Source organism: Streptomyces ziwulingensis (assembly GCF_039542605.1).
Taxonomy (GTDB): Bacteria; Actinomycetota; Actinomycetes; order Streptomycetales; family Streptomycetaceae; genus Streptomyces; species Streptomyces ziwulingensis.
The window spans coordinates 180,328-198,562 of sequence record NZ_BAABIG010000019.1 but is presented as its reverse complement, the minus strand read 5'-3'; the positions used below and the strand labels follow the sequence as shown (position 1 = coordinate 198,562).

Genomic DNA, 18,235 nt, shown 5'->3' with positions numbered 1-18,235 from the left:
GACCATGCGCTGGAGCAGCGGGGGAGCGGCGTACAGCGGCTCCTTGTACTCGTCGTACATCGAGAAGGCGACCGAGGCGACGGTGTCCAGGCCGATCAGGTCGGCCAGCTTCAGCGGGCCCATCGGGTGGGCGCAGCCCAGCTCCATGCCGTTGTCGATGTCCTCGCGGCTGGCGATGCCCGACTCGAACATCCGGATCGCGGAGAGCAGGTACGGGATCAGCAGCGCGTTGACCACGAAACCCGAGCGGTCCTGGGCGCGGATGGAGTGCTTGCCGAGCACCTTCTCGGTGAAGAGCTGGGCCCGGCCGAGCGTCCCCTCGGACGTGGTCAGCGCCGGGATCAGCTCGACGAGCTGCTGGACCGGGGCCGGGTTGAAGAAGTGGATGCCGATGACGTGGTCCGGCCGCGAGGTGGCGACCGCCAGCTTCACCAGCGGGATGGAGGAGGTGTTGGAGGCGAGGATCGCGTCCGGGCGCGTCACGACCTGGTCGAGCACCTGGAAGATCTCGGTCTTGACCTGCTCGTTCTCGACGACCGCCTCGATCACCAGGTCGCGGTCGGCGAACTCGCCGAGGTCGGTGGTGAAGCCCAGGCGCGCCTGGGTGGCGGCCAGCTCCTCCTCGGTGATCTTGCCGCGCTCGGCGGCCTTGGCCAGCGAGTTGAACAGCCGGGTCCGGCCGATCTCCAGGGCCTCACCGGTGGTCTCGGCGACCATCACGTCCAGTCCGGCGCGGGCGCACACCTCGGCGATGCCCGCTCCCATCTGACCGCAGCCGACCACGCCGACGCGCGCGATATCTCCCGAGAAGACGGTCACATCGTCCCTTTCGCTGTCCTGCACCTGTGGCAGCCTGCCGGGGTGCCCGGCGTCTGCTCCGATCGTGCACGTTACCCCCGCCGTGCCGCCGATCGGTCCCCCGGGTCGTGCATGCTGAGCCCCGGAAGCGATCCGTGACCGAGCGGATCCGGAGCGTTCTGGGGTCGCAGTATGAGTCTTCCCATGAGCCGATTGTCACGCCGGGCCTTCGCGGTGGCCGCGCTGTCGACGCTGACCACGGCGTCGAGCGCCGCCGGAGCGCCGGCCCGCACCACCACCCCGGCCCCCGGACGCGCCGGCGCGCGGCCGGACGGCGACACCGCGCGGCCGGGCCGGGGCGGTGGTGCGGGGACGGCCGAGATGCGCGGCATGTGGCTGGCGACGGTCGTCAACCGCGACTGGCCCTCCCGGCCCGGCCTGACCGTCCCCGACCAGCGCCGGGACCTGATCGCGTACCTCGACGCGGCGGTCGGGTACCGGCTGAACACGGTCTTCTTCCAGGTGCGGCCCGCCGCCGACGCGCTGTGGCCGTCCCCGTACGAACCCTGGTCGGAGTACCTGACCGGGGTGCAGGGCCGGGACCCCGGCTGGGACCCGCTGGGCACGGCCGTCACGGAGGCGCACGCGCGCGGGCTGGAGCTGCACGCCTGGTTCAACCCGTACCGGGTCGCGGTGCACGCCGATCCGTCCCGGCTCGCCGCCTCCCACCCCGCCCGCACCCACCCGGACTGGGTGGTCCCGTACGGCGGGAAGCTCTACTACAACCCCGGGCTGCCGCAGGTCCGGGCCTTCGTGCGGGAGGCGATGCTCGACGCGGTACGCAAGTACCCGGTCGACGGCGTGCACTTCGACGACTACTTCTACCCGTACCCGGTGGCCGGCCAGAGCTTCGACGACGCCGCCGCCCACACCCTGCACGGCAAGGGCTTCGCCACCCGGGCCGCCTGGCGGCGGGACAACATCGACCGGCTGGTGCGCGAGACGGCGGCCGGGGTGAAGGAGGCCCGACCCGAAGCGCAGTTCGGCGTCAGCCCCTTCGGCGTGTGGCGCAACAAGGCGACCGACTCGCGCGGCTCGGACACCCGCGCGGGCGTCCAGACCTACGACGACCTGTACGCGGACACCCGCAAGTGGGTCCGCGAGGGCTGGCTCGACTACCTCGTGCCGCAGCTCTACTGGCACCTCGGCCAGCAGGCCGCCGACTACGCCGCACTGGTGCCCTGGTGGGCCGAGGTGGCCGAGAACAGCCGGACCAGGCTGTACGTGGGGGAGGCGCTGTACAAGGCCGGCGACCCGGCGCAGGCCGCCGCCTGGCAGGAGCCCGGTGAACTCTCCCGGCACCTGACGCTGGCCGAGAACCATCCGGAGGTGCGCGGACACGTCTACTTCGGCGCCCGGGACGTGGTGGCCGACCGGAACGGCGCGATGTCACGGGTGGCCGCCGACCACTACGGGCAGCCGGCCCGCGCCCCGCGCTGACCGCAGCGGTCACGCGCCCCGGGCGCGCTGGGTGACGGCGATGCACACCAGTACCGCCGCGGCGGTGAGGGGGGCGGCCGGCGTCAGGTGCTCGCCCAGCAGCAGGACCGACCAGACCAGGGTCAGCAGCGGCTGAGCGAGCTGCAACTGGCTGGCCCGGGGGATGCCGATGGCGGCCATGCCCCGGTACCAGACGACCAGACCGAGGAACTGCGAGCCCGCCGCCACCCACAGCAGCCCGGTCACGCTGTGCGCGCTCAGGCGCACGGGCTCCAGGGACAGCGCGACCGCGGCCGCGGGCACGGTGAGCGGCAGGCAGAGCACCAGCGCCCAGCCGATCACCTGCCAGCCCGGCATGACCCGGGCGAGCCGGCCGCCCTCGGTGTAACCGGCGGCGCACACCAGCAGCGCCCCGAACAGGTAGGCGTCCGCCGCTGTCAGCGCCCCGCCGCTCTGCCGCACGGTGAAGGCCAGCACCGCCGCCGCGCCGGCCAGCGCCGCCGCCCAGAAGGTGCGGGAGGGACGGGTGCCGAGCCGCAGGGCGGAGAGCAGCGCGGTCGTCAGCGGGAGCAGACCGACCACGACGGCGGCGTGCGCGGTGGTCGAGGTCCGCAGCGCGAGGGTGGTCAGCAGCGGGAAGCCAAGGACGACGCCCGCGCCGACCACCGCGAGGCCGGACCAGTGCCGCCGGTCCGGCAGCGGCACCCCCCGCACCAGCAGGCAGCCGCCCGCGATCACGGCCGCCAGGACGCTGCGCACGGCGACCAGGGACCACGGCCCGAAGCCCTCCAGGCCCCAGGCGGTGGCCGGGAAGGTGAGGGAGAAGGCGACGACGCCGAGGGCGGCCTGGAGGGTCCCGGCGGAGGCCGGCGCCCCCAGCGGACCGCCGACCGCTATCCGAGTCTTGGGGATAGCGCTACTCTGTGCTCTCATGCACGAGCGTAACAGCGTGGACGACCTGGCCGAACGGCTGCGGCTGGAGCTGGACCGCTACTCTCCCGGTGGAAAGCTGCCGTCGAGCCGGGCACTGGTCGAACGGTTCCGGGTGAGCCCGGTGACCGTCTCCCGGGCCCTGGCGCGGCTCGCCGCCGAGGGGCTGGTGGTCACCCGCCCCGGCGCCGGGGCGTTCCGCGCCGAGCCCCGCCCGCGGGCCGCGGCCGCGGGCGACACCTCCTGGCAGGAGGTGGCCCTCAGCGCGGACGGCGCCGCCGACCTCGTACCCCGCTCGGTGGACGCCTCCGGGGTGCTGGCCTCGCTGGCCGCCCCGCCACCGGGGGTGATCGAGTTCAACGGCGGCTATCTGCACCCCTCGCTGCAGCCGGAACGGGCCCTGGCGGCAGCGCTGTCGCGGGCCGGGCGCCGGCCCGGCGCGTGGGGCCGGCCGCCGATGGAGGGGCTGCCGGAGCTGCGCGAGTGGTTCGCGCGGGCCATCGGCGGGCCCGGCGGGGCGGTCACCGCCGCCGAGGTGCTGATCACCGCGGGCGGCCAGGCCGCCCTGACCACCGCCCTGCGCGCGCTCGCCCCGCCCGGCGCGCCCGTCCTCGTCGAGTCGCCGACCTACCCCGGCATGCTGGCCGTCGCCCGCGCCGCCGGCCTGCGTCCGGTGCCGGTCCCGGTCGACGCCGACGGCATCCGCCCGGCGCTGCTCGCCGACGCCTTCCGGGCGAGCGGCGCCCGGGTCCTCGTCTGCCAGCCGCTGTTCCAGAACCCGACCGGCGCGGTGCTCCGCGCCGACCGCCGCGCCGAGGTGCTCTCCCTCGCCCGCGCGGCCGGGGCCTTCGTCGTCGAGGACGACTTCGTCCGGCGGCTGGTGCACGAGGACGCGGGACCGCTGCCGCGTCCGCTCGCCGCCGACGATCCGGACGGGGTGGTGGTGCACGTCTGCTCGCTGACCAAGGCGACCTCGCCCAGTTTCCGGGTGAGCGCGCTGGCCGCGCGGGGCCCGGTGTTCCAGCGGCTGCGGGCGATCCAGGTCGTCGACAGCTTCTTCGTGCCCCGCCCGCTCCAGGAGGCCGCCCTCGAACTCGTCGGCGCGCCCGCCTGGCCCCGCCATCTGCGGGCCATATCGGCCCAGTTGCGCGCCCGCCGGGACACCATGACCGCCGCCCTCGGCCGGCTGCTGCCCGAACTCGCCCTCCCGCACGTCCCGGCCGGCGGCTACCACCTGTGGCTGCGGCTGCCGCAGGGCGCGGACGAGGCCGCCCTGAGCGCGGCGGCCCTGCGCGCGGGCGTCGCGCTCACCCCCGGCCGGCCGTACTTCAGCGCCGAGCCCCCGGCCGGTCATCTACGGCTGAGTTTCGCGGCGGTGGCCGGGACCGGCGAGATCGAGGAAGGGGTACGGCGGCTGCGGACGGCCCTGGCCGAGGTGGTCTGAACTCCGTTTCACGCGGGGCCCCTTGACCGGCGTACGCGGGCGGCTCACGATCGCGGCATGTCGCTTCGCGTCACCTTCGTCGCGGCCGGGGGCGGCTCGTCGCCGCTCGCGGAACGGTTCGAGGACGACCGGCCGCTGGACCGGGACGGCTGGTGGCAGGTGGAACGTGCCGCTCCGGGGCTGCTGCCGCTCGCGGCGGCCGACCTGCGCTACTGCTCACCGGCGCCGCGCAGCCGCGCCACCGGGGACGGCCTCGGCTACACGCCGCTCGTCCAGCCCGCCCTGCGCGACTGCGACATGGGCCGCTGGCGGGGGCTGACCCCGCGCGAGGCGATGGCCCGGGAACCGGCCGCCGCGGAACTCTGGTTCGCCGACGCGCGCGCCGCCCCGCACGGCGGGGAGTCCCTGCTCGGCTTCATCGGCCGGGTCGGCGGCTGGCTCGACACCCGGCCCCTGGAGGACGGCGGCCGGATCGTCGCCGTGGCCGAGCCCTCGGTGATCCGGGCCGCCCTGGTGTACGCCCTGCGGGCGCCGCCCGCGACGTACTGGACGCTGGATGTGCGCCCGCTGTCCACGGCCGTCGTCGTGGGCCGCGCGGGGCGCTGGAGCCTGCGCTTCGACGGCGCACCGGGCTGCGGCCCGGCGCGGCCGTGAGCGTGGGCGGTCTCCCGGGGAGGTGAGCGCCGGCGCCCGTGCGGCGCGTGCGCCGGGCGGCCCGGTCACCGCGCGCGGACGTAATCCGTGGTCAGCACGAGGTCCTTGGCCGGGCCGCGCACCCGCCAGACCGTGCGCCAGTGGTCGCGGTCCCGGACGGTGAACTCGCCCCGGTAGAGGTCGGCGGAGCACGGGTGGTCGGTGCGGTGGCGGCCCGTGGTCAGGTCGAGGTCGTGGAAGGGCCGCCCGTCCGCGAACCGCACGTCCGCCGTGCCCGGGGAGGTGCCCGGCAGGAAGCGCAGCGTGCGCTCGGCGGGCCGGGAGACGCCCTGCCAGGTGAAGGCCCCCGCCTCCCGGTGCAGCAGGCCGCCGCCGTCCAGCTCCGTGAAGTCCGTGCTGCCCTCGAACCGGCCCTCGTCCCCGCCGGTGAGATCCCGCACCGACCGCCGCACCCGCCACCCGCCCGTCAGGTGGGCCAGCACATCGGGTACCGGCCAGAACTCGCCCATCGTCCACTCCTCGCGTCCCGTCCGTCACCGCGCGACCCGGTGACGCCCCTCGGCCACCTCCCCCATCTTGCCGCTCGACGGCGGCGAGGTTCACGTACGCGTTCCCGGCGAACTCGGTCACCTTCCTGCGAATCAAGCGAAGACAGTACCTACCCCTCCTTCTGGATTGCATAAACGTGCATCGATACGTATAGTCATGCCATCCAGGAGGAGGGTAGTTCCATGGTGGTACGTGCGGCGGTGGCCGGAGCGAGCGGATACGCGGGCGGAGAGCTGCTGCGGCTGCTGCTGGCCCATCCCGGGGTCGAGATCGGCGCCCTGACCGGCAACTCCAACGCGGGGCAGCGACTGGGCGCGCTCCAGCCGCACCTGCTGCCGCTGGCCGACCGGGTGCTGGAGGCCACCACGCCCGAGGTGCTCGACGGCCACGAGGTCGTCTTCCTCGCGCTGCCGCACGGGCAGTCCGCCGCGGTCGCCGAGCGGCTCGGCCCGGACGTCCTCGTCGTCGACATGGGCGCCGACTTCCGGCTGGTGAACGCCGACGACTGGACGGCGTTCTACGGTTCCCCGCACGCCGGTACCTGGCCCTACGGCCTCCCCGAACTCCCCGGCGGCCGCGGCGCGCTGCGGGGGTCCAAGCGCATCGCGGTGCCCGGCTGCTACCCGACGGCCGTCTCCCTCGCGCTGTTCCCGGCCTACGCGGCCTCCCTCGCCGAGCCCGAGGCCGTGATCGTCGCATCCTCCGGCACCTCCGGCGCGGGCAAGGCGGCCAAGCCGCACCTGCTCGGCAGCGAGGTCATGGGGTCGATGTCGCCGTACGGCGTCGGCGGCGTCCACCGGCACACCCCCGAGATGATCCAGAACCTCTCGGCCGCCGCCGGCCAGCGGGTCTCGGTCTCCTTCACCCCGACCCTCGCGCCGATGCCCCGCGGCATCCTCGCCACCTGCAGCGCCAAGGCCCGGCCCGGAGTGAGCGCCGACTCCGTCCGCGCCGCCTACGAGAAGGCGTTCGCCGACGAGCCGTTCGTCCATCTGCTCCCCGAGGGGCAGTGGCCGGCCACCGCGTCCGTCTACGGTTCCAACGCCGTTCAGATCCAGGTCGCACATGACGCCGCCGCGGGCCGCATCATCGCCATCAGCGCCATCGACAACCTGGCCAAGGGCACCGCGGGCGGTGCCGTCCAGAGCATGAACATCGCCCTCGGTCTCGACGAGACCACCGGACTGACGACGATCGGAGTCGCCCCGTGAGTGTCACGGCAGCGAAGGGATTCACGGCGGCGGGCATCACCGCCGGGATCAAACAGAACGGCAACCCGGACCTGGCCCTCGTGGTCAACACCGGCCCCCGCCGCGCCGCCGCGGGCGTCTTCACCTCCAACCGCGTCAAGGCCGCGCCGGTCCTCTGGTCCGAGCAGGTCCTCAAGGGCGGCGAGGTGACCGCCGTCGTCCTGAACTCCGGCGGCGCCAACGCCTGCACCGGCCCCAAGGGCTTCCAGGACACCCACGCCACCGCCGAGAAGGTGGCCGAGTCCCTCAACGCGGCGGGTCACGGCGGGACCGGCGGCCACGCCCCGGGCCAGGTCGCCGTCTGCTCCACGGGCCTGATCGGCATCCTGCTGCCGATGGACAAGCTGCTCCCCGGCGTGGACAAGGCGGTGGCCGGGCTCAGCGAGCACGGTGGCGAGAAGGCCGCGATCGCCATCAAGACCACCGACACCGTCCACAAGACCTCCGTCGCCACCCGGGACGACTGGACCGTCGGCGGCATGGCCAAGGGCGCCGGCATGCTCGCGCCGGGCCTCGCCACCATGCTCGTCGTCCTCACCACCGACGCCGACGTCGACGCCCCGACCCTGGACCGGGCGCTGCGCGACGCCACCCGGGTCACCTTCGACCGGGTCGACTCCGACGGCTGCATGTCCACCAACGACACCGTGCTGCTCCTCGCCTCGGGTGCCTCCGGCGTCACCCCCGAGTACGCCGCGTTCGCCGAGGCCGTCCGGGCCGTCTGCGACGACCTCGGGCAGCAGCTCATCCGGGACGCCGAGGGCGCCAGCAAGGACATCAGGATCGAGGTGGTGAACGCCGCGACCGAGGAGGACGCCGTCCAGGTGGGCCGCACCATCGCCCGCAACAACCTCCTCAAGTGCGCCGTGCACGGCGAGGACCCCAACTGGGGCCGCGTCCTGTCCGCCATCGGCACCACCTCCGCCGCCTTCGAGCCGGACCGGCTCGGCGTCGCCATCAACGGCGTGTGGGTGTGCAAGAACGGCGGCGTCGGCGAGGACCGCGACCTGGTCGACATGCGCTACCGCGAGGTCCACATCGTCGCCGACCTCGCCGCCGGCGACGCCGCCGCCACCATCTGGACCAACGACCTCACCGCCGAATACGTCCACGAGAACAGCGCGTACTCCTCATGAGCGACGGACCGAGCACCGGACCGAGCACCGGACCGAGCACCGGACCCAGCACCGGAGCCACGCGGAAGCACACCGCGCTCCCGAAGGCCCAGATCCTGATCGAGGCGCTGCCCTGGCTGACCCGGCACCACGGCAAGACCGTCGTCATCAAGTTCGGCGGCAACGCCATGGTGAACGAGGACCTGAAGTCCGCCTTCGCCCAGGACGTGGTCTTCCTGCGCCACGCCGGCCTCAAACCCGTCGTCGTGCACGGCGGCGGCCCCCAGATCAGCGCCGCCCTCGACAAGCACGGCATCGTCAGCGAGTTCAAGGCGGGCCTGCGCGTCACCACCGAGGACGCCATGGACGTGGTCCGGATGGTGCTGGCCGGACAGGTGCAGCGCGAACTGGTCGGGCTGCTCAACCGGCACGGCCCGCTCGCCGTCGGCCTCACCGGCGAGGACGCGCACACCATCACCGCCACCAAGCACCTTCCCGAGATCGACGGCGAACGGGTCGACATCGGCCGCGTCGGCGAGATCACCGACATCGACACCGGCGCGATCGAGGCGCTCCTCGCCGACGGCCGCATCCCGGTCGTCTCCTCCATCGCGCGCTCCCAGGACGATCACCATGTCTACAACGTCAATGCTGATACGGCGGCTGCGGCACTCGCTGCCGCGCTGGGTGCCGAGACCCTCATGGTCCTCACCGACGTCGAGGGCCTCTACGAGGACTGGCCGCACAGCGACGAGGTGATCAGCCGCCTCACCGCCTCCCAGTTGGAGAAACTGCTGCCCGAGCTGTCCAGCGGCATGGTGCCGAAGATGGAGGGCTGCCTGCACGCCGTCCGGGGCGGCGTCAACACCGCCCGCGTCATCGACGGCCGGGTCCCGCACTCGATCCTGCTGGAGATCTTCACCGACTCGGGCATCGGCACCATGGTCGTGCCCGACCCGCGAACACCCGACGAGCCCGGCAAGCCGGACGAGAAGGACGAGAAGGACGAGAAAGAGGGGGATGCCGGATGAGCAACGAGGAACTGACCGCGCGGTGGCGGGGCGCGCTCATGAACAACTACGGCACCCCGCGGCTGCCCCTGGTGCGCGGCGCCGGTGAACGCCTGTGGGACGCCGACGGCAAGGAGTACGTCGACTTCGTCGGCGGCATCGCGGTCAACGCGCTCGGCCACGCCCACCCGGCGGTCGTCGAGGCGGTCAGTGCCCAGATCGCCTCGCTCGGCCACGTCTCCAACCTCTTCGTCGCCGAGCCGCCGGTGGCGCTCGCCGAGCGGCTGCTCCAGCACTTCGGCCGGGACGGCAAGGTCTTCTTCTGCAACTCCGGCGCCGAGGCCAACGAGGGCGCCTTCAAGATCGGCAGGCGGACCGGCCGCACCCACATGGTCGCCACCGAGGGCGGTTTCCACGGCCGCACCATGGGCGCCCTCGCCCTCACCGGCCAGCCCGCCAAGCAGGAGCCGTTCCGGCCGCTGCCCGGCGACGTCACCCACGTCCCCTTCGGTGACGCGCAGGCGCTGGCCGCCGCGGTCACCGAGGACACCGCCCTGGTCATCATCGAGCCGATCCAGGGCGAGAGCGGCGTCGTCGTCCCGCCCCCCGGCTATCTGAAGGCGGCCCGCGCGATCACCGCCGCCACCGGCGCCCTGCTCGTCCTCGACGAGGTGCAGACCGGGATCGGCCGCACCGGGCACTGGTTCGAGTACCAGACCCACGAGGGCGTCCTGCCCGACGTCGTCACCCTCGCCAAGGGCCTCGGCGGCGGACTCCCGCTCGGCGCCACCGTCGCCTTCGGCCGCGCGGCGGAGCTGCTCGGCCCCGGCCAGCACGGCACGACCTTCGGCGGCAACCCGGTCGCCTGCGCCGCCGGACTCGCCGTCCTGGACACCATCGCCGGCGACGGCCTGCTCGCCAACGTCAAGCGGCAGGGCGAGCGGCTGCGCGAGGGGATCGAGGGCCTGGGCCACCCGCTGGTCGACCGGGTCCGGGGCGCGGGCCTGCTCCTGGGTATCGTGCTCACCGAGCCACTCGCGCCGCAGGCGCAACAGGCGGCTCAGGACGCCGGTTTCCTGGTGAACGCGCCCGCCCCCGATGTCGTACGGCTCATGCCGCCGCTGACCCTCGGCGACGAGGCGGTGGACGCCTTCCTCGGGGCGCTGCCGGGCATCCTGGACACAGCGGGCGGGGACGGACGAGCCGGGGAATGAGACGACGATGAGCCAGGCGCCAGATCACGAGAGCAGCGCGGCCGCCGGACAGGCCGTGCCGCAGACCCGCACGGCGCGCCACCGGCGGATCGTGGACATCCTCAACCGCCAGCCGGTGCGCTCGCAGAGCCAGTTGGCGAGACTGCTCGCCGACGACGGGCTGACCGTCACGCAGGCCACGCTCTCCCGCGACCTGGACGAGCTGAACGCGGTCAAGATCCGCAACTCCGAGGGCGACCTGATCTACGCGGTGCCGAGCGAGGGGGGTTTCCGGACCCCGCGCGCGCCGCTGGGCGGGTCGGCGAAGGAGGAGCGGATGCGGCGGCTCTCGCAGGAGCTGCTGATCTCCGCGGAGGCGTCCGCGAACCTCGTGGTGCTGCGCACCCCGCCGGGGGCCGCGCAGTTCCTGGCCTCGGCCATCGACCAGGCGGAGCTGCACGAGATCCTCGGGACGATCGCCGGGGACGACACGGTGATGCTGATCAGCAGGAATCCCACGGGTGGCCAGGCGCTGGCCGATCACTTGCTGCGACTCGCCCAGAACGGGCACTGACGGGCGTCCGCTCACCCGAGCCAGGAGGCGAGGCCGTCCGTGCACCGCACCTCGTCACCCGCCGTGATCAACAGCGCCTCCACGCCCGCCAGCGATTCCAGCCACCGCAGACCGTCTTGCGAGCCCCTCGCGAAGGCCGCCGTAGCCCAGCAGTCCGCCCAGGTCAGGCGGGGTGCCACCACTGTGACCGCGACCAGGTCCGTCACCGCGGGGCGGCCCGTGCGCGGGTCGACGACATGCGCGCCGCGCTCGGTGGAACCGGAGGTCGCCACGGCCAGTTCGGCCGTCCCCGCCGCCGAGAGAACCGCCGCGAGCCCGCCCGGCCGCAGCGGGTCCGACACCCCGACCCGCCACGGGCGCCGCGCCCCCGGGGTGCCGAGGAGCTGCACGTCCCCGCCGCCGTTGACACTGACCCCGCGCGCGCCCGCCGCCGCGAGCCGCCGGGCCGCCCGCTCCACGGCCCAGCCCTTGACGATGCCGGTCGGGTCCAGCCGCCCCCCGTAGGCGGTGCTGAACCAGCCCTCGCCGGCCCGCTCCGCCTCGGCCGCCAGCTCCAGCACCTCGGCGACCTCCGGCGCGCACTGACCGACCGTCAGCTCGCCGCGGGCCAGCCGTGAGATCTGGCTGTCCGCGCGGAAGGTGCTGAACACCTCGTCGGCCCGGTGCAGCCCGGCGACCGCCTCGCCGAGGGCCGCCCGTACGGCCGCGGGCTCCCCGCCGCGGACGTCGAAGGAGAAGACGGTCCCCATCACCTCCTCGACGTGCCGCAGAGGGGCCGCCGCCGGGTCAGCCATCGGCCCGGTCCAGCGCGGACTGAAGGGACTCCCGATACCCGGCGCTGGTGTAGGTGGCGCCGGAGACGGCGTCGATGTCGGCGCTCTGGGCGCTGAGCACGGCCTGGTTGAGCCGGGGTACGGCGGCGGCGGTGACCTGGTCGCTGCGGCCGCCCCCGGGAGCCCGCACCGTCTCGGCCTTGGTGATCCTGCCGCCGCTCACCGTCAGCCGGACCCGCACGGGCCCGTACGGGGTGCGCACCTCGTCACCGAGCAAAACCGTACCGGCGCCGGCGTCGGCGCCCGGGGTGTCCCGGCCGCCCTGCGGTGACCGGGCGGCCGCGGGCGGGGCGGCGCCGCCGGCCGCCGCCGCGGCTCCGGGGTCGGTGCCCGGCTTCAGCGACAGCAGCAGCACGATGCCGGAGACGGTCGCGGCCCCCGCGAGCACGGCCCGCCGGACGGGGTGGCTCCTCTTCATCTTCCCTCTCGTTCCTGACTCTCGCTCACATCGCGAACGACTCGTGGTGGATGCGGCGGGCGGGGACCCCGGCGCCGCGCAGTGCCTCGTACACCGACCGGGCGAAGCCGGGCGGCCCGCACAGGAAGACATCGTGGCGGTCGACGTCGGGGATCTTGCGGGCGAGCGACTCCGCCGAGATGTCCGGCCGCACCCCGTCGGGACCGTTCACCGCGTACATCAGCCGGGCCCCGCGCGCGTCGGCGATCGCGGCCAGCTCGTCCCAGAGGGCCAGGTCGTGGGTGCTGTTGGCCCGGTAGAGGAGGGTGAGGTCACCGGAGGCGCCGGGCAGCGTCTCGAACAGGGCGCGCATCGGGGTGATGCCGACCCCGCCCGCGACCAGCAGCACCTTGCCGCGGCTGCGGCGCCGCGCGGTGAGCGCCCCGTACGGGCCCTCCGCCCACACCCGGGTGCCGGGCGTCAGCTCCCGCAGCCTGGCGCTGTGGTCGCCGATCGCCTTCACCGTGATCCGCAGCAGGCCCGGCCGGGGCGCCGCCGACAGCGAGTAGGGGTGCGAGCTGAACCGCATGCCGGGGGCCAGGAACCGCCAGCGCAGGAACTGCCCGGCCTCCGCCCCCATCCGGTGCAGCCGGCGCCCGCCGATCAGCACCGACACGATCCCGGGCGTCTCCTCGATCACTGCCTCGACCCGCATCCGGTGACGCAGGTTGAGGCGGAGCGGGGTCAGGACGCGGTACCAGAGCACGAGCCAGGTGACCGAGCCGTACAGGGCGTACCAGACCGTCTTCGCGAGCGGTTCCACGGCGAAGTCGTTGCCGGTGGAGAGCTGGTGCCAGAAGGTCAGGAAGACGGCCGCGTACGTCAGCAGGTGGACGTGGTACCAGAGGTCGTACGGGAGGCGGCGGCGGACCGGGCCGGCCGAGAGCAGCCCGATCAGCAGCAGCAGTCCGGCGCCGGCGGCGGCCTTGCCCAGGTCGGGGAGTTCGTTCACCGAGTCGGCGGTCTGCGCGGCGAGGCCGCCCAGGCCCCGGCCGGAGCGGAGGGCGTACCCCCACATGATCAGGAAGATGTGGGCGAGGACCAGGCAGAGCGTGTAGCGGCCGGTCATGGCGTGCCAGCGGGCCACCCGGTCCGAGCCCACCCGCCGCTCCAGCGCCGGCACCCGGGCCATCTGGAGCACCACCAGCGCCATCAGATAGCCGGCCAGCAGCCCGGTGATCCGGCCCGCCCCCATGATCCGGCCGGCGTCGTCGGAGATGGCGGGTGTGCCGCGCCACCACAGCCACAGCACACCCGCCGCGCCCGCCCACACGGCGAGCAGCAGGGGGACGACGGGGGAGCGGCGCGGACGGATGCGGCGCATCGTCTGGCGGCGGGCGGCACGGCCGCCGGCGAGCGTGGTGGGCACGGTTCCTCCGGGGGGACGGGACCCTTGGACCACACATACGCGCCGCGTGCGCCGGGTGTTCAGCGCGGGCGGACCTCAGTACCGGGTGATCGCCGTCGGCCCGTCGGCGGTGCCGATCGCCAGGTGCGGGCGCGCCCGCGGGTCGGCCCAGGCGAGCACGCGGCGCATCGCCGCCGCGGGCACCGACACGCACCCGGCCGTCGCCCCGGCCCCGTTCACGTGCAGGAAGATGCCCGCGCCGCGCCCGCGCACCGGACGGTCGTAGTTGAAGCCGACGACCATGGCGTGCGCGTACGGCGTGCCGTACGTGATCAGGTGCTCGGCCTCGGCGGCGGCGCAGTCGGCCGGGCGGGGCTCGGTCCAGCGGTTGTAGGAGCGGGAGTCGTTGTCCTGGCACCACCAGGAGTCCTCGCGCACCGGGCGGTAGGCGTACGCCGTGCCGGCCGGGGCCGCCGCGATGCCGAAGGCGTACGGCAGGTCGTACAGGCCGGTGGGGGTGGTGTTCGTGCCCTGCTCGCGGGTCTCGCCGTCCGCCAGGCCGCTCGCGCCGAAGCGGGCGGGCGCGGAGCCGGACTCCGCCCAGACGCCGTCCCGGCGGTCCCACCAGGTGAGGGTGCCGGTGGTGGACCCGGTGTCCGGGGCGACGGCGGTGAGGAGCTGGGTGCCGCCGCCGGTGTCCGCCATCCGGGCGGGCAGCGGCTCGGCCGGCGGCTCGGGCGGCGCCGAGAACGCGGGCAGCAGGAAGGAGGCGGAGACGAGGGCGGCGACGACACCGGTGCGCATGGCTCAGACCGTAGAGGGCGGCAGCGGCAACGGCAGCCCGGGAAGCCCGTCCAGGCTGGTCGCGATGTGCTCCTTCTTGGTGAAGTAGGCGTCCAGCGAGGCGTCGTCCTCGCGGGCGAAACGCCTGGCGTGCAGATCCCGGTCCTGCTCGTACGCCATGAAGGGGACGGCGTAGCCGCAGGTGTCGCGGACCAGTTCGGCCGTCACGACGATGATCGCGCGCAGGCCGTGGGAGCCGGCGTCGATGTCGGGGAAGTGGCCCAGCAGCTCCGCGAAGCGCGCGTCGTCGCGGAAGACCGGCTCGCCGCGGCCGTGCACGCGGACGATGTTCGGCGGGCCCTGGAAGGCGCACCACATCAGGGTGATCCGCCCGTTCTCCCGCAGATGGGCGATGGTCTCGGCGTTGGACCCGGCGAAGTCGAGGAAGGCCACGGTGTGTGCGTCGAGCACCGCGAAGGAGCCGGTGAGGCCCTTGGGGGAGAGGTTGACCGTGCCGTCGCCGGAGAGGGGAGCGGTGGCGGTGAAGAAGAGGGGCTGGGCCTCGATGAAGGTGCGGAGCCGGCCGTCGATGCGCTCGTAAGTCTTTCCCATGTCTAACGATTATGGGTCATGATCGTTCACTTGTCCGAAGGTTCGCGAGGTCCGGGCGGGAGCTCCGGCCCGGATTGACGAACCATGCGGAGTTTTGCATACTCATGCAGGACGACATGCAGGACGAAGGTCACCTAGCCATCTCTTCCAGGAGCGACGCAAGTGAGCAGCAACAGCGGTGACGTACGGCTCTGGGGCGGCCGTTTCGCCGACGGTCCCGCCGAGGCCCTCGCGAAGCTTTCCGCCTCCGTCCACTTCGACTGGCGGCTCGCGCCCTACGACATCGCCGGCTCGCGCGCCCACGCGCGCGTCCTGCACAAGGCGGGCCTGCTCACCGAGGCCGAGCTGACCCGGATGACCGCCGGTCTCGACCGGCTGGAGGCCGACGTCGCCGACGGCTCCTTCACCGGCACGATCGCCGACGAGGACGTCCACACCGCCCTGGAACGCGGCCTGCTGGAGCGGCTCGGTCCCGACCTCGGCGGCAAGCTGCGCGCCGGCCGGTCCCGCAACGACCAGGTGGCGACCCTCTTCCGGATGTACCTGCGCGACCACGCCCGGAGCGTCGGCGCCCTGATCGCCGACCTCCAGGACGCGCTGATCGGCCTCGCGGAGGCCCACCCGGACGTCGCGATGCCGGGCCGCACCCACCTCCAGCACGCCCAGCCGGTGCTCTTCGCCCACCACGTCCTCGCCCACGTCCAGGCGCTCTCCCGGGACGCGGAGCGGCTGCGCCAGTGGGACGAGCGGACGGCCGTGTCGCCGTACGGCTCCGGCGCCCTGGCCGGCTCCTCGCTCGGCCTGGACCCGGAGGCGGTCGCGGCGGACCTCGGCTTCGAGCGCGGCAGCGTCGCCAACTCCATCGACGGCACGGCCTCGCGCGACTTCGTCGCCGAGTTCGCCTTCATCACCGCGATGATCGGGGTGAACGTCTCCCGGATCGCCGAGGAGATCATCATCTGGAACACGAAGGAGTTCTCCTTCGTGACCCTGCACGACGCCTTCTCCACCGGCTCGTCGATCATGCCGCAGAAGAAGAACCCGGACATCGCCGAGCTGGCGCGCGGCAAGTCCGGCCGCCTGATCGGCAACCTCACCGGCCTGATGGCCACCCTCAAGGCCCTCCCGCTCGCGTACAACCGCGACCTCCAGGAGGACAAGGAGCCGGTCTTCGACTCCATCGACCAGTTGGAGGTCCTGCTCCCGGCCTTCACCGGCATGATGGCCACCCTCACCGTGCACCGCGAGCGGATGGCGGAACTGGCCCCGGCCGGGTTCTCGCTCGCCACCGACATCGCCGAGTGGCTGGTACGGCAGGGGGTGCCGTTCCGGGTCGCGCACGAGGTGGCCGGCGAGTGCGTGAAGGTCGCCGAGGCCGAGGGCAAGGAACTGGACGAGCTGACCGACGAGCAGTTCGCGAAGATCTCCCCTCACCTCACCCCCGAGGTGCGCGGCGTCCTCAACGTCCAGGGCGCCCTCGCCTCCCGCGACGGACGCGGCGGCACCGCGCCGAGCGCGGTGGCGGTCCAACTGGCCGAGGTGCAGGCGGACGTGGCGAGGCAGCACGACTGGGCGGCCGGCGGTCAGGCCCGGGTGTAGCCGCCGTCGGCGAAGAGTTCGGCGCCGGTGACGAACGACGAGGCGTCCGAGGCCAGGAAGAGGGCGGCCTCGGCGATCTCCGCCGCGTCGGCCAGCCGCCCCAGCGGCACGACGGCCTCGGCGAACCGGTCGGCGTCCGGCCCCGCGACGCCGAGCAGGCCGGGGGTTCGCGTCGGTCCCGGGCTGAGCACGTTGACCCGGAACCGGCGCTCCCGCGACTGCCGGGCCCAGTTGTGCACGAGGTTGCTCAACGCCGCCTTCGAGGCGCTGTAGACCTCCAGGTGCTCATTGGGGCGCACGCTGTTGCTCGAACCGATGACCAGGACGGAGGCGTTCTCCGCCAGCAGCGGAAGCGCCTTCTGCACGGTGAACAGCGGGCCCTTGACGTTGACGGCGAGCGTCAGGTCGACGTTCGACTCGGTGTGGGCGCCGAGCGCGGCGTCCGCGACGATTCCCGCGTTGGCCACCAGCACGTCGACGCGTCCGGCGTCTTCGCGGACTCGCGCGTAGAGCGCGTCCAGGTCGGCCAGGACCGAGACGTCGGACCGCACGCCGGTGGCCGCCGGGCCCAGCTCCCGCACCGCCGCGTCGAGGCGGTCGGTGTCCCGGCCGGTCACGAAGACCCGTGCGCCCTCCAGGACGAAGCGGTGGGCGATGGCCAGCCCGATCCCGCTGGTCCCTCCGGTGATCACGGCGATCTTCTCCCGCAGTACGCCTGTCATGGCGAACCCCTTCAGTTGTGGAATGGATTGTGGAATGGATCGTCCACAACGTAGGCAGTAATGGACGGTCGAGTCAAGAATGGTTAGGCTGAGGCCATGGCGAGACCACGCGCGTTCGACGAACGCCAAGTCCTGGAGCGGGCCCGGGAGCAGTTCTGGGCGACCGGCTACGCGGGAACCCGGATGGACGACATCGCCCGGGCGACCGGCCTGGGCAAGGGCAGCCTGTACGGCGCGTTCGGCGACAAGGGCGAACTGTTCCACCGTGTGTTCGGCGACTGGTGCACCGCGGTCGTCGAGGTCGCCGAAGGGCGGCTGGCGGGTGGCCCGGACGCCGAGGCCATGACCCGGCTGTCGGAATACGTGCGCCTGATGGCCGAGAACACCGCCTCCGACACCGAGCGCCGCGGGTGCCTGTTGGCCAAGGGCGTCGCGGAACTGGCCCAGCACGACCCGACGGTCGCCGGGCGGTCGGCCGAGACCATGACGGCGCTGCTGACCCTGCTGCGGACGGAGATCAGCGCCGCCCAGCGCCACGGCGACATCGACGCCGCCGCGGATCCGGAGCGGCTGGCGGCCCTGCTGCTGACGGTGGTCCGCGGTATCGAGGCGGTGGGCAAGGCCGGCCTGGACCCGGAGACGCTGCGGCACGTCGCGGACACCGCACTGGCGGTCCTGCCCCTGCCCGAGGGGCGGGAACGCCTCGCGGCCGGGCGCGGTCCGGCCCGCGAGAACTGACGCGGCGCCCCCCGGTCACCTGATCCGCCGGGCGCCCCCCGGTCACCTGATCCGCCGGGCAGCGCCCGGCCACGACGCACCAGCATCCGCACCCGCATCCGCCCCCGCACCGGCACTCGCCCCGCA

The 18,235-nt window shown here is 73.7% G+C and carries 18 protein-coding genes and 1 pseudogene; 10 read left to right on the top strand and 9 right to left on the bottom strand.

Annotated features, from left to right (window positions below; translation table 11 throughout):
• On the bottom strand, nt 1-819 hold an 819-nt coding region (locus ABEB00_RS10020), incomplete at its 3' end, for a 3-hydroxybutyryl-CoA dehydrogenase (protein ID WP_345618869.1).
• Nucleotides 820-1,002: 183 nt separating this feature from the next.
• Here ABEB00_RS10020 and ABEB00_RS10015 point away from each other — a divergent pair.
• Nucleotides 1,003-2,298: a glycoside hydrolase family 10-like protein gene (locus ABEB00_RS10015; protein WP_345618859.1), complete on the top strand. Its 1,296-nt coding sequence runs from the start codon at nt 1,003-1,005 to the stop codon at nt 2,296-2,298.
• Nucleotides 2,299-2,307: 9 nt separating this feature from the next.
• Here ABEB00_RS10015 and ABEB00_RS10010 read toward each other — a convergent pair whose 3' ends face one another.
• On the bottom strand, nt 2,308-3,231 hold the full coding sequence (locus ABEB00_RS10010) for a DMT family transporter (protein ID WP_345618857.1): 924 nt from the start codon (nt 3,229-3,231) through the stop codon (nt 2,308-2,310).
• On the opposite strand from ABEB00_RS10010, the gene ABEB00_RS10005 reads away from it, so the two are divergent.
• Nucleotides 3,230-4,672, top strand: coding sequence for an aminotransferase-like domain-containing protein (locus tag ABEB00_RS10005; protein WP_345618855.1), 1,443 nt, complete (start codon nt 3,230-3,232; stop codon nt 4,670-4,672). The genes ABEB00_RS10010 and ABEB00_RS10005 overlap by 2 nt on opposite strands.
• Nucleotides 4,673-4,729: 57 nt before the next feature.
• Nucleotides 4,730-5,326 (top strand): histidine phosphatase family protein, encoded by a 597-nt coding sequence (locus ABEB00_RS10000; protein ID WP_345618854.1) that lies wholly within the window; start codon nt 4,730-4,732, stop codon nt 5,324-5,326.
• Between the two features lie 65 nt (nt 5,327-5,391).
• Here the strand turns inward: ABEB00_RS10000 and ABEB00_RS09995 are convergent, their stop codons facing one another.
• Nucleotides 5,392-5,835 carry a DUF6314 family protein gene (locus ABEB00_RS09995; protein WP_345618852.1) on the bottom strand — a complete coding sequence of 148 codons (444 nt, stop codon included), beginning with the start codon at nt 5,833-5,835 and terminating at the stop codon, nt 5,392-5,394.
• A 222-nt stretch (nt 5,836-6,057) separates the two neighbouring features.
• Between ABEB00_RS09995 and argC the strand changes: the two genes are divergently transcribed.
• Genes argC through ABEB00_RS09970 form a run of 5 tightly spaced genes read left to right on the top strand, consistent with a single transcriptional unit; the run spans nt 6,058 to nt 11,017 of the window.
• Nucleotides 6,058-7,086, top strand: coding sequence for an N-acetyl-gamma-glutamyl-phosphate reductase (gene argC, locus ABEB00_RS09990; RefSeq protein ID WP_345618850.1), 1,029 nt, complete (start codon nt 6,058-6,060; stop codon nt 7,084-7,086).
• Nucleotides 7,083-8,261: a bifunctional glutamate N-acetyltransferase/amino-acid acetyltransferase ArgJ gene (gene argJ / locus ABEB00_RS09985; protein ID WP_345618849.1), complete on the top strand. Its 1,179-nt coding sequence runs from the start codon at nt 7,083-7,085 to the stop codon at nt 8,259-8,261. Before argC ends, argJ begins: the two co-directional genes overlap by 4 nt.
• On the top strand, nt 8,258-9,271 hold the full coding sequence (gene argB, locus ABEB00_RS09980) for an acetylglutamate kinase (RefSeq protein WP_345618848.1): 1,014 nt from the start codon (nt 8,258-8,260) through the stop codon (nt 9,269-9,271). The genes argJ and argB overlap by 4 nt, the downstream gene beginning before the upstream one ends.
• Complete coding sequence (locus tag ABEB00_RS09975) at nt 9,268-10,464, top strand: acetylornithine transaminase (protein WP_345618847.1); 1,197 nt, start codon at nt 9,268-9,270, stop codon at nt 10,462-10,464. Before argB ends, ABEB00_RS09975 begins: the two co-directional genes overlap by 4 nt.
• Before the next feature lie 7 nt (nt 10,465-10,471).
• Nucleotides 10,472-11,017 carry an arginine repressor gene (locus tag ABEB00_RS09970; RefSeq protein WP_345618845.1) on the top strand — a complete coding sequence of 182 codons (546 nt, stop codon included), beginning with the start codon at nt 10,472-10,474 and terminating at the stop codon, nt 11,015-11,017.
• An 11-nt stretch (nt 11,018-11,028) separates the two neighbouring features.
• Here the strand turns inward: ABEB00_RS09970 and ABEB00_RS09965 are convergent, their stop codons facing one another.
• From ABEB00_RS09965 to ABEB00_RS09945, 5 genes and pseudogenes are all read right to left on the bottom strand, one after another.
• On the bottom strand, nt 11,029-11,811 hold the full coding sequence (locus ABEB00_RS09965) for an FAD:protein FMN transferase (RefSeq protein ID WP_345618844.1): 783 nt from the start codon (nt 11,809-11,811) through the stop codon (nt 11,029-11,031).
• Nucleotide 11,812: 1 nt separating this feature from the next.
• Nucleotides 11,813-12,268, bottom strand: a pseudogene (locus ABEB00_RS09960) (FMN-binding protein); the annotation flags it as partial.
• Nucleotides 12,269-12,293: 25 nt separating this feature from the next.
• Entirely contained in the window at nt 12,294-13,676 is a 1,383-nt protein-coding gene (locus ABEB00_RS09955) for a ferredoxin reductase family protein (RefSeq protein WP_345618842.1), read from the bottom strand.
• A 75-nt stretch (nt 13,677-13,751) separates the two neighbouring features.
• Nucleotides 13,752-14,459, bottom strand: a complete 708-nt coding sequence (locus ABEB00_RS09950) for a L,D-transpeptidase family protein (RefSeq protein ID WP_345618840.1) — start codon at nt 14,457-14,459, stop codon at nt 13,752-13,754.
• 3 nt (nt 14,460-14,462) lie between these two features.
• A complete protein-coding gene (locus tag ABEB00_RS09945; protein WP_345618838.1) occupies nt 14,463-15,050 on the bottom strand; it encodes a pyridoxamine 5'-phosphate oxidase family protein in 588 nt (195 codons plus the stop codon).
• 162 nt (nt 15,051-15,212) lie between these two features.
• Here ABEB00_RS09945 and argH point away from each other — a divergent pair, with 162 nt between their 5' ends.
• The gene (gene argH / locus ABEB00_RS09940; protein WP_345618836.1) at nt 15,213-16,649 is read left to right on the top strand and encodes an argininosuccinate lyase; all 1,437 of its coding nucleotides are present in this window, start codon (nt 15,213-15,215) and stop codon (nt 16,647-16,649) included.
• Here argH and ABEB00_RS09935 read toward each other — a convergent pair.
• Nucleotides 16,634-17,371: an SDR family NAD(P)-dependent oxidoreductase gene (locus tag ABEB00_RS09935; RefSeq protein ID WP_345618834.1), complete on the bottom strand. Its 738-nt coding sequence runs from the start codon at nt 17,369-17,371 to the stop codon at nt 16,634-16,636. The genes argH and ABEB00_RS09935 overlap by 16 nt on opposite strands.
• Nucleotides 17,372-17,467: 96 nt before the next feature.
• Here ABEB00_RS09935 and ABEB00_RS09930 point away from each other — a divergent pair, with 96 nt between their 5' ends.
• Complete coding sequence (locus tag ABEB00_RS09930; RefSeq protein WP_345618832.1) at nt 17,468-18,109, top strand: TetR/AcrR family transcriptional regulator; 642 nt, start codon at nt 17,468-17,470, stop codon at nt 18,107-18,109.
• Nucleotides 18,110-18,235 lie beyond the last annotated feature (126 nt).